9 protein-coding genes are annotated in these 11,708 nt (G+C 42.0%); 4 read left to right on the top strand and 5 right to left on the bottom strand.

What is annotated here, in order from left to right; translation table 11 throughout:
• Window positions 1-28: 28 nt before the first annotated feature.
• The 3 genes from ACWXWT_RS08265 to ACWXWT_RS08275 are packed head-to-tail and all read right to left on the bottom strand — an operon-like array spanning window position 29 to window position 3,668.
• The gene (locus ACWXWT_RS08265) at window positions 29-1,789 is read right to left on the bottom strand and encodes a polyamine aminopropyltransferase (RefSeq protein WP_456041134.1); all 1,761 of its coding nucleotides are present in this window, start codon (window positions 1,787-1,789) and stop codon (window positions 29-31) included.
• Between the two features lie 3 nt (window positions 1,790-1,792).
• The gene (locus ACWXWT_RS08270; protein WP_456041135.1) at window positions 1,793-2,692 is read right to left on the bottom strand and encodes a DUF350 domain-containing protein; all 900 of its coding nucleotides are present in this window, start codon (window positions 2,690-2,692) and stop codon (window positions 1,793-1,795) included.
• Window positions 2,693-2,705: 13 nt separating this feature from the next.
• Window positions 2,706-3,668, bottom strand: coding sequence for a hypothetical protein (locus tag ACWXWT_RS08275; RefSeq protein ID WP_456041136.1), 963 nt, complete (start codon window positions 3,666-3,668; stop codon window positions 2,706-2,708).
• Window positions 3,669-3,831: 163 nt separating this feature from the next.
• Between ACWXWT_RS08275 and glnE the strand changes: the two genes are divergently transcribed.
• Together glnE and ACWXWT_RS08285 are read left to right on the top strand one after the other, a co-directional pair.
• Window positions 3,832-6,681 carry a bifunctional [glutamate--ammonia ligase]-adenylyl-L-tyrosine phosphorylase/[glutamate--ammonia-ligase] adenylyltransferase gene (glnE, locus tag ACWXWT_RS08280; protein WP_456041137.1) on the top strand — a complete coding sequence of 950 codons (2,850 nt, stop codon included), beginning with the start codon at window positions 3,832-3,834 and terminating at the stop codon, window positions 6,679-6,681.
• Window positions 6,682-6,767: 86 nt separating this feature from the next.
• Complete coding sequence (locus ACWXWT_RS08285) at window positions 6,768-7,736, top strand: diguanylate cyclase (RefSeq protein WP_456041138.1); 969 nt, start codon at window positions 6,768-6,770, stop codon at window positions 7,734-7,736.
• Between the two features lie 75 nt (window positions 7,737-7,811).
• Here ACWXWT_RS08285 and ACWXWT_RS08290 read toward each other — a convergent pair whose 3' ends face one another.
• Entirely contained in the window at window positions 7,812-8,765 is a 954-nt protein-coding gene (locus ACWXWT_RS08290) for a sodium-dependent bicarbonate transport family permease (protein ID WP_456041139.1), read from the bottom strand.
• Window positions 8,766-8,962: 197 nt separating this feature from the next.
• On the opposite strand from ACWXWT_RS08290, the gene ACWXWT_RS08295 reads away from it, so the two are divergent.
• Entirely contained in the window at window positions 8,963-9,253 is a 291-nt protein-coding gene (locus ACWXWT_RS08295; protein ID WP_456041140.1) for a DUF3081 family protein, read from the top strand.
• Between the two features lie 68 nt (window positions 9,254-9,321).
• On the opposite strand, the gene zapE is transcribed toward ACWXWT_RS08295, so the two are convergent.
• Window positions 9,322-10,461 (bottom strand): cell division protein ZapE, encoded by a 1,140-nt coding sequence (zapE, locus tag ACWXWT_RS08300; RefSeq protein ID WP_456041141.1) that lies wholly within the window; start codon window positions 10,459-10,461, stop codon window positions 9,322-9,324.
• A gap of 137 nt (window positions 10,462-10,598) precedes the next feature.
• On the opposite strand from zapE, the gene ACWXWT_RS08305 reads away from it, so the two are divergent.
• A complete protein-coding gene (locus tag ACWXWT_RS08305; RefSeq protein WP_456041142.1) occupies window positions 10,599-11,378 on the top strand; it encodes a polymer-forming cytoskeletal protein in 780 nt (259 codons plus the stop codon).
• Window positions 11,379-11,708: the final 330 nt, after the last annotated feature.

Below are 11,708 nucleotides of genomic sequence, written 5' to 3' on the forward strand. Positions count from 1 at the left end.
ATAATATGTCAAGTGCTATCTGTTCCAATTAAAAAAGATTAATTACTTCGTTTTCTGACCATGCAGCTAAGTGATAGTGATACAGTTGCAATGAACCAATTTCGTTTACCTTGATTTTATCAATATCATTATAAAACTGTTTCGGAAATTCAAATGATGCATGGATAAGCCCTGGTGTTAGCCAATCTTCAGGTACTGGAATTTGTTGGATGGTTGCCAATCGCTGTTGTGGATTACTGCCCATTTTACTGCCTATGCTCCAGCCCCATTCACCAAAGCTAGGCACATTATGATGATACTGTTTGACATTAAAACCTGCCGCAGCGAGTGTTTTGCCAACCGACATAAATGCTTTCGGCGCATGGTAAGGCGAAGTCGATTGAACTGTAATCACACCATCAGCACTGAGTAACTCATTGAGTTTGCGATAAAACAAATCTGAATACAGTTTGTTTAAATCTGGGTGGCTAGGATCAGGTAAGTCAACAATAATGGCATCAAAAATGTGCCCATTGTGGATCAGTTTATCGACACCGTTAAATGCATCGTCGACCATCAAGGTTAAGCGGGGATCGTTTAAGGCATCACCATTTAACGCCAGTAATGCATCGCTTAAGCGTTGTGGCATATCCGCTGGTGGTGATTTAAACAATGCTAATAAGTCTTGATCTAAATCCATCAAGGTGACAGATTTAGGTTGCCATTTGAGGACTTGCTTTAGCCCTAGACCATCACCCCCGCCAATAATTAATACGTTATCGTGACGTGCGCTGGCAGCCAGTGTGGGATGCACTAGGAAGCTGTGATAAATATGCTCATCGCTACTCGAAAACTGTAAACGGCCATTGATGTATAAATTATAAACTGGAGTTAACCCGCCACCGCGCAAACGTTCAGTAAAGTTGAGCTGCTGGAAGCGTGTTGCTTTGGCATAGACTACATGATCTTTATACAATAAATTATTAAAGTGTTGCTCCCAGGTTGGGCCTTTAACCGCTAATAAGCCGATTACAACACTGGCAATAATATGGCCAATTAGCAGCACTTTGACATGGTTGATTTTCGTCCAAAAGCGCCAGATAAATACCAGTCCGGCGAGTAAGTTAACACTGGCGGTGAGTGCGGCAGCTAATTGAATATCAATCGCTAACATAAAGCCGACCCAGATAGCCGCACCTACACCTGCACCAATGTAATCGGCACCATATATGGTGCCGGCATTATGCAGTAAGTGTGCTTCAGATAATGATTGTCGAACGCGGGCGATAAGCGGAATTTCCATGCCTATCATTAACCCAAGCAATACCCCCCAAACATAAGGCAAGTATTCGCTCAGGGTTTGCAGGCTGGCAATAAAGCCACCATTCGGTAAATGATCGGGCGGTAGGCCCAACGTATTGGCGATGATTAATGGCAGTTGCTGGCCGAACCCAATCACAGCGGCGGTAACGATAATGGCAAATGAACCACATAACGCTACGGTTAATTCGAGCATGGCAAAGCCGGTGAACGCACATTTTATTTTGCGGGCGGCAAAGGCTCCTACCCCCATCGACACAATCATTAAACCAATCATGGTGTAAATGGCAGCTTCTAGCGCACCGAGAATCCGGCCGGCATAGTGAGATAATAAGTATTCATAAATAAGCCCGCATCCTGCCAGCGAGGCCATGATGCCAAGTAATAAGGCATCATCAAACCACGATACTTGACGGGATGGGAGGGGACTTTGCTGCGAGTCCCCCTGTGTTGTATTGGTGGGAATTTCATCGAGCAAAGGTGTTGTCATAAATTAAGCCATTAACGCCGTGAGAATAAGGGCTACGGCAATACTAATTGCCATTTCTACAGCTGCAATACCAATGTTTTGTTGCTTTTCTACTTCTTCAGCAAGATTGATACCCGCTAACACCAGTTTTTTCACTAGCGTGATTAATAGCGATAATACAGCCAGCATGATTAATGAAAACACACACCAACCAATAATGTTGTTTAGATGGGCTGTTGGGTTATAAACAATGAAATGACTTGCTGCATTAAAGCTTAACGCCATGGCTATCATGTAACCACTGTGACGCAATGCTAACGCTGTTTGGCCTTGGGTTAACGCTTGCTGCATTGAGGCGCCTTGATTACGTTGAGCATAACGTTTTTCACGTAATCGAGTGAGTATCACTAACATGAGTTGTGAGATTAAAAAGGCACTGAAAATGGCAATGAAGGTATCTAGGGTAATATCTTCGGCCCACATTAATACTGCGCGGATAATAATGGCTGTGGCAATGGCTGCTGCGGCGTCAACCACGGCAACAGACACATTACCTTTAAGGATTTCAGCGTTTTTAGCAAATTCATTTAAGGCAATTTTATCATGCAAAAGTCGGCCTAGTTTAATCAACACTAAGCCAAATAAGCCGTAAGCCGACATACCGATAGCTTCAGTTAAATATGATGGCGCAGCTTCGCCGGTAATCGCACCTGTAAGCACAATTCCTAATGCCGCGACAGCACCTGCGGTACTAATACCAAATGCAAAATTATCTCGTTCTGCTAGTTCGGCACTGCTGTTGACTTTAATACTCCAGCCTTGCAAGTAACGCATTAGCGCCAGTAAAACGATAGCGATGGTTAAATCAATGGCTAAAATAATCGCCAGATCTTGAGTTAACCCATATTCTTGAAAAAATGTCATGGTGAGTCCTTACCTATTTTCCACGGCGAACACCGCGACTAGTGCGGCTGCTTGAGTTACGGAAACTGCTGTCTTTTGAATAGCTCGAACGGAATTTTCGACTCGCGCTCTGAGTGGTGCTACTGGCTTTTGGGGCACTAGCACTTTGACGTGACAAGCTAGTAGAACCTGTACGCGTTTTGGCATAAGGGCTATCGAATCGTTTTCCTTGGCTGTTAAAACGTTTCTTGGTTTGTTCAAAGGTTTTTGCTTGCGAAGTCGCTTGTTTTGGCGAAGTGTAACGATAGCGTCCCACATCGTTATAATAGCTGTAACCTCGGTTACCTGACCAACGGTCGTAAGAAATGGGGCGAGTGAAGTTAGAAAACATTGCATACATGCCATACCACGCCCAAATAGATGTGCCGCTTGAATTGTTTTGCCAACTACCATAAGCGGGATTGCCCACAAGCTGACTACCAGCACCGCTACCATCGGTGCCATTTGCTAGCGCTTCGGCTTCACGGCTGATAGCATTCACTCTGGCAAGTTGTCCATTGGACATATCGGCGACAACATTAACAGGGTCAGACAGCATATCGTTATACAAACTGCTGTCGGCAGCTTGATATACATTTTGTGCTTCGGCTAATTGCTGGTCTAAATCAATGAAGTTAGCACTGTCGTTTAAGTCTGTATAACGACGAGTTAACGACTTGAACATAGGGCCTTCTGTGCCAGCATCTTTAGCTAATTCTTCTAATAATGGGGTTAAGTCAGATTGCCGCTTTGCAAGAATACTGGTGTATTGTTTGAGTAACGTCGCATTTCGTAATTGATTGTTGTTGAGCGAATTGGCCAACAATTCAAGGCGTTGTTGGGTCAGTTGCTGGTACTTAGCAATTTGTTCCGGTCTGTCATCACCGCAACCACTTAGGGTTAATGCGATAAATAATACCGTTATCAATGTGAGTACACGGGGGAGGTGACCTACCATGTTTTCTCCAAAATGTAGATTTTTCATGTGCTAATTCAATATGACACAGGTTATAGTAATCTTGATGTCAATGATATTAATCTGAGCATTTGACTGAACGATAGATATACCATTTACGACATAATATGTCCATTATTCATTTTCTTTAGGGATCATAATTGCCATGCAAATCCAAGGTGACAAGGTATTATCTGTGGCTATGCTAGACAGCGCAGATCGTTACTGGTTAAAACTCTGCGACGTTTGGCCAGAAGCTAAAACAGCACTGACCACCTTGCAACAGCAAGAGCTCACTACCGTATTTGGGTTGAGTGATTATATAGGCGAGCAACTTTGTCGCCATCCCGAATGGATTGTTCAGTTATTTGATGGCTTATTAGATGATGTTGTGCGCAATGAATTTGATGCCGAGTTACATTCGTTGTTGACTGAGTTAACTCAAGAGGAGCACGTTAAATCTACTCTGCGTCGATATCGTAATTTACAAATGGTGCGTTTAGCGTGGCGGGATTTTTTAAATTACACCCCAGTAGAAGAATCGCTTCTCGACTTATCTGCATTGGCTGAAGCACTAGTTATTGCAGGGCGAGATTGGTTATATCAAGACATGAGTCAGCAATATGGTACGCCGACAAGCGCTGAAGGTAAGCCACAGCCTTTATTGATTTTAGGGATGGGGAAGTTAGGCGGACGTGAGCTTAATTTTTCATCTGACATCGATTTAATTTTTACCTTTCCTGAGCATGGTGAAACTGTTGGCGGTCGACGAACTCAAGACAACCAACAATTCTTTATTCGCATGGGTCAGCGTTTGGTTAATTTACTCGACCAAGTTACCGTTGATGGATTTGTATTCCGTGTTGATATGCGCCTACGTCCTTATGGTGAAAGTGGCCCTTTGGTGGTCAGCTTTAGTGGTTTAGAAGACTATTACCAAGAACAAGGTCGTGATTGGGAACGTTATGCCATGGTCAAAGCGCGTGTGCTTGGTCCTTGGTCTGGCTATTGTGATGAATTACATGATCTTTTACGGCCATTTGTTTATCGCCGTTATATTGATTTTTCTGCCATTGAATCATTGCGTAAAATGAAACAGCTTATCGCCCAAGAAGTCAGGCGTCGGCAGTTAACCGACAATATTAAGCTTGGCGCTGGCGGGATCCGCGAAGTCGAATTCGTGGTGCAGAGTTTTCAGCTTATCCGTGGTGGGCGCGAGCCAGCATTACGTCAACAAAGTTTATTTGGTGCGATTGATACTTTGTACAGCTTAGGGCAATTAGAATATTTAGCCGTTGATGAGCTAAAACACAGTTACATTCTATTGCGCCGCGTTGAAAACTTGTTGCAAGCCATTGATGATAAACAAACACAAACCTTGCCTAATAATGAACTTGATTGGCAACGTTTGTGTTATCCGTTAGGTATTGAAGACGAAATTGAACTTCGGCAAAAAATTCATGCGGCAATGGCCACTATTCATGGTCATTTTAATGATACCGTTGGTGGTGCAGAAGGGCATGATCACAATGATCATTGGACATCGTTATTTTGGAATGTACAACAGGATGAACACGCCCACGCATTGTTGCAAGAGCAACAGATTGAAGATACTGAATTATGGCCATTGCTAAACGAGTGGCATAAAACCGTGTCGAAACGTTCTATCGGTCCAAGAGGTCGCGAAACTTTAGATAAGCTTATGCCTAAGCTGCTTGAAGAGTTGGTTAGTCAAATCAAACCAAGCCAAGCGTTTCAACCTGTGTCTAAAGTACTGGATAAAATCTTAACCCGTACGACTTACCTAGAGCTGTTATGTGAAAACCCAGGTGCTAGGCAGCAATTAGTGAGCTTGTGTTGTGCAAGCCCATGGATAGCTCGAGAATTGGCAAATTTTCCAATGTTGTTGGATGAGTTAATTGATCCATCACAGTTGTATGACATCACTTCTATTGATGATTATCCCAGCGAATTACGTCAGTATTTGTTACGTGTGCCTGAAGATGACATGGAACAACAAATGGAAGCGTTGCGACAGTTTAAATTGTCGCAACAGCTCAAAATCGCAGCGGCTGATGTGACAGGCGTGTTACCAGTGATGCAGGTAAGCGATCATTTAACCTTTTTAGCGGAAGCCATTATTGAACAAGTGGTACTACAAGCATGGCATCAGGTAGCTGCGCGCCATGGTGTACCCGAAAACACCAGCCCAAGCAACATGGGATTTGCCGTGATTGGATACGGCAAACTGGGTGGTATTGAGTTGGGTTATGGCTCAGATTTAGATTTGGTTTTTTTACACGGACATACAGGCTCTGGCACCACCGATGGTGCACGTTCCATTGATAATGGTCATTTCTACTTAAAGCTGGCGCAACGTATTGTGCATTTATTTGCCACCCGTACGACATCAGGTGAGTTATATGAAGTGGACATGCGTTTACGTCCGTCTGGTGCTTCAGGTTTACTTGTCAGTGAAATTGAACATTTTGGTACCTATTTACAGCAAGAAGCATGGACGTGGGAGCATCAAGCACTCGTGCGCTCTCGTTTTGTGTTTGGGGATTATTCGCTTGCGGGACGTTTTAGCGATTTACGTTCACAGGTATTACGAAAAGAACGCAATAAAGTCGAACTTGCCAAAGAAGTCAGAGATATGCGGATTAAAATGCGTGAACATTTGTTGCAAGTAGAACCGGGGCAGTTTGACTTAAAACAAAGTGCAGGCGGTATCGCCGACATCGAATTTATCGCCCAATATTTAGTGCTTGCATATGCTCACCAATATCAAGAGCTCACTATTTGGTCTGACAATGTTCGTATTTTTGAAATATTAGCCGATTTAGAATTGCTGCCAGTTATGCAAGCACAGCATTTAACTCAAACTTATTGCTGGCTTCGTGATGAGAGCCATGAATTAACACTTCAACAATTGTCCAGTAAATTACCAACACAAAGTGTGCAGCAAAAAACAGATGGTGTGATAGAAATCTACAATGACATTTTAACTGTTTAGCCATTTGTTAACCTGCTTTAGGTTGATATTTAGCCACTTAACTGCTTTTATTAGGGTATTGTAATTTATCTTAAATAGGTTGTTTAATGTTGTTGGCGCCAATACCTGACAATGAATACACTCGACTCGAGACATTGAGAGGGCTGAATATACTTGATACGATCGCAGAAGAACGTTTCGATCGTATCACCCGATTAGCAAAACGGTTGTTCTCAGTATCAATTTGTGTGGTGAGTTTAGTTGATTCCAAGCGCCAATGGTTTAAGTCTGTCCAAGGGTTGGATATATGTGAAACGCGGCGCGATATTTCATTTTGTGCCCATACAATAAATCAAAAACATATTTTAGTTGTACCCGATGCACTAAAAGATGCACGTTTTGCTGATAATCCTCTTGTGCTTGCTGCACCCCATATTCGGTTTTATGCCGGTTTCCCTTTAACTATGCCAAATGGTGTGAGAGTAGGCACCTTGTGTATTATTGATGATAAACCGAGAGCCTTTTCCAAAGACGATGAAATTGCCTTAGAAGATTTGGGTAAAATAGTGACTGAAGAGTTATTGTACCTACAGCAAAATACCTTAGATGCATTAACGGGTATTTCTAACCGTCGTGGCTTTGAATTACTGGCGAATAAAGCCATTGCTAACAGCGATAGACTTGGCTTTGACACAAGCTTAATCTTTTTTGATTTGGATTACTTTAAAATAATTAATGACACTTATGGCCACGAAGAGGGCGATAAAGCCTTAAAAATCTTTGCGAGTATACTCATTGATAGCTTTCGAGAGTCCGACGTAATAGCCCGTTTTGCTGGCGATGAATTTATTGTGTTATTGAGTCAAAGCGATGATGCAAGTGTCACGACAGTACTGCAACGTTTTCAACAACAGGTAGCACAACATAATGAGCAAGGTTGTAAGCCTTACCCATTATGCTATAGCAAAGGTGTGGTGCACCGAAAAGCTACACAGCCGTTAGATTTATATCAGTACTTAGTTGAAGTTGATAAGGCGATGTTTGTCGATAAAGCAATGCACCATCAAGATGATTAATTACTGTATTAATAAGCCTGAGTGTACAACGTTATACGTATGAGTAGAACAACATTTTTAATGCTAAAATTTTGTTTAATTTAATATTTTTTCAATCCACCATTGGTAAATGGGTAATCCAATTAATACATTTATTGGGAACGTTATTCCGAGAGATGCCAACATAGCCAAACCGATATTAGCATCAGGTATAGCAGCCTTAATTGCAGCAGGTGCAGCAATATAAGACGCGCTAGCACTTAAGCCTGCAAGCACTAAAATACTGCCAGAAGGTAAATCGAGTAATAGCCCTAAACCAATGCCAGCCCAAGCCAATACAAATGGAATAACCGCAGCAAACGCCAATAAACGCCACTGTTTATAGGGAATAGGGAAACACACTTTTGCAGTACTGATACCCATTTCTAGTAAAAATAATGCTAATAAGGTTTTAAAACCGCCTAACAACATGGGGGTTAATGGTGCCATTCCGCTGGTGCCATAAAGCCAACCTATTACGACTCCACCGCATAATAGCACCACTCCGCGGCTTGTTAATGCCTCGTGCAAAATACTTCCGGCTGACGAATGTACTTCATTGCCAGCTGTTTTAGCTTGTAGATAGCGATGAAGCCACAACATAATGATAATGGCGGGGAGTTCAAGTAAGACAAGATACAATGTTGTTTCAGGTCGTAGAGGCCATTGAGATTGATCGACCATTGCCATGACTACCGCAAATGTACCAGCACTAACAGAACCATAATGGGCTGCAATGCTAATGGCTTCTTTTTGTGGTAATTGAATCAACTTTCGGAGCAAAGGATATAGGCTGAGTGGAATAATAAATCCCAAAACGATAACCGCCAGTAATTCTGTGATCACTAGATTGCCCGTTTCGCCGTGCAGTGCCATTCCGCCTTTTAGTCCCAGTGTTAACATTAATAAAATAGATAACGTTTCGTAGGTTGCTTTAGGGACCTTCAAATCAGACTTAATTAATCCGGCAAGCAAACCGAGAGCAAAAAATGCAATCACAATATCAGGCATGGTGTAGGTTCTGTCTGTTATAAAGTATCCGGATTTTGCCTTGTTGTGTTAACAAAGGGAAATGATTTAAGTGAATAAGAGGGTGAAACACTGCACCTATGTCGACTGGTAAGTTCGGTTAACGACTGATCTATTGACTGTAATTGGCGTATAATGTCGTTAAATGGTAATGCGGAAAATCAACAGTAGAGCATAATATGAAAAATGAAATCGATATTCACCGTGCGTTAAAAGTGTTTAATAAAATCACTCAATATGGCGAGAAACGTCCGATTGATGGTGCTGTAGATGGTCATCTTGGGCATGACTATTGGTTATGCGGCATAAGTGCGCAAACCGATCATGATGGATATACTATTACCTTGTCTGATGCTCAGGCCAGTTTAACGGTATTTTTTCACAACAAATATCAATTTGATTATCCAAGTAATGATGCATTAGACAATTTTTTACTTCGCTTTACTGATGTGGAAAATTACCAAGCTTAAGAACTCAAGAGTTTGTTGTTTACATATGCACCGTTCAGTGAATGAATGTGTAGAATGAAAAACGGTTTTTACATCCATTGTTGCATTTCAATAAGGCGGCTATAAGTGCGTCTAAATTCAAACTGTAATGCTCCATCAATGTATAAATCGTCTAAGCTACAGGGGCTGTTGATAAGTAACATTACTTTTTGATCGTATAATTCATCAACTAAGCTAATAAAGCGCCGAGCAGGATCATCTTCACTTGCATAGGCCAAATGTCGTTCACCAGTCGTGGTCGCCATTGCACCATCTTCAGTGCCACGGGCTCTAATCCAACTGCGTACTTCCCCGCCTAATTTGGGCACATTACTGAGTAAAATATGGCTAAACTGTCCGGCGAGATCAATATAATCCAGTGCTGAGCGAGGGCCTTGGCATAATGTTGAAAAATCAAACCAAGCAAGCCGGCCATATTGGCCTGCTATGGCTATATCGCGATGACAAATTTTGATTAAGTGCGGCTGGGTTGAGACATTCTCATTTGCTTGTGGGTATTGCAGGCATAATTGCTGAAACATTGACTCAGGCGGTGTTAATGATGGTAAAGTTAACCAAGATACGGTGGCTTTTTGTTTTGTAGTATTTGCTTGTATACGGTGATCAATTTGACCGTTTAAATGAATCATTTGGGTGTGTTTTTGCAACAAATCAATAGTGGGTAAGAAACGATCGCGCTGCAAGCCGTTTTTGTACAAGTCTGCAATGGGAACATTTGATGTTGCGACTAAGGTGACACCAGATTGAAATAATGTATCGAATAACCGGCCGAGTAAAATGGCATCACCAATGTCAGAAACAAAAAACTCATCAAAACAAATAAGTGAGTATTTGGCCGCGATCTGCTTACCAATATAAATTAATGGATCGCGTACCCCTGATATTTGATTTAGTTGCTGGTGGATCATAGCCATAAAGCGATGGAAGTGTAGGCGTAAAACCGTTTTATTTTTCTTAGGGCGTGAGCTGCAAATGCTCTGACAAAATAGGTCCATCAAAAATGTTTTACCGCGACCGACATCTCCCCATAAATATAAGCCTCGGGGATTTGAATTAGCCGCAAGATATTGCTGATACAGTAAATCAAGGGCAATGATTGCTTGCGCTTGTGCTGGGTCATCAACAATATTTAGCTGAGTACGTTGTTGGTAGGCTTGTAATGGTGACATAACGCTTAGTGTAAATTATCGTCTTTACAGTATACCATTATCGACTTGGCTTTATTGTACGGTGTATTTGCTTTAAGCTCTTGAAACAACAATAACACAGCGCTAACCCTGAGCATAAACCCTAACAAGGATCTAAAATGAATAATAAAAATAAGGGGATAACTTATATTGGTGTTGATATGTTATTAAATGGGCATATGAATATCCAAGGTCCTGCGATGATCGCTGGCCAAACGAAAGGCCGAATAGATTCTACAGACCATATAAAAATAGAACCGGGTGGTGAAGTTGATGGTGAGGTTTTTTGCCAAGAAATACGTGTTGCGGGTTTATTAAAAGGTAAGTTGCAATGCAATAAATTAGTGATTACGAGTTCTGGTATTGTAGAGGGTGAAGTTTCTAGTCATCAAATGGAAATTTATGACGGTGGTCAATTTATTGGAATGCGGACCAAAGGGCCTGACGCTTCTATCTTACCCCAGATTGACCCTGAACGTTTTGCAAATCAAAGCCATGCTGCTTTGGAATCGGATACAAAAGTGTCTAGCCGTAAATGGCTCTATGTTGCTGCCGCCGCGATTGTGATCATACTTGGCATTGTATTCCAGCCGCAAATTAATTTAATACTGAATCGCTTCAATTCCCAAGCCAGTGAAAATGTTCAACGTGACGCGGTGATGAGTCAACAGCCAATTTCGAATGTGACCGAAGAAAATGCCGCAACGTTATTACAGGATATGGATCAGCAAGCCTCATTTGTCGAGCAAGCAGAAGAGTTGTTGAATGCTGGTCAAAGTGACATTGATATGGCAATGGAAGATTTAGACGCATTAGCAATAACCAATGAAGCATTGGGTGATGGAAATGCTGATAGTGTTGAGCAGAATGAGCCAAGTGCAGCTTCGTCTGAGCACTAACTAACCTCAGCAATACCAATCCGCATTAGAATTTGCTCTTTAAGCGAAAATTATCAGTGAGGTATACGAGGCAGCCTTTTGAAGACATAGTCGTTCTCGGCAACTGCTCCTGCGTTGCTCTACCTCCCGCATCCATGCCGTCGTCGGCAACTGCTCCTGCGTTGCGCTACCTCCTGCATATATGGACCCATCCAGTTTGCAAGATATTTAATACCAATCTCATTAAATATCTGGTCAGTTCAGAGTCTCTCAGGTTTTTCAATTCAAGGCACATTGATGTAGAAATGGTTGTTCCCTTTTAAATCGATGTAACACAGAAGTGGAATACCT

The sequence above is a fragment of the Shewanella sp. A22 genome, assembly GCF_053850585.1.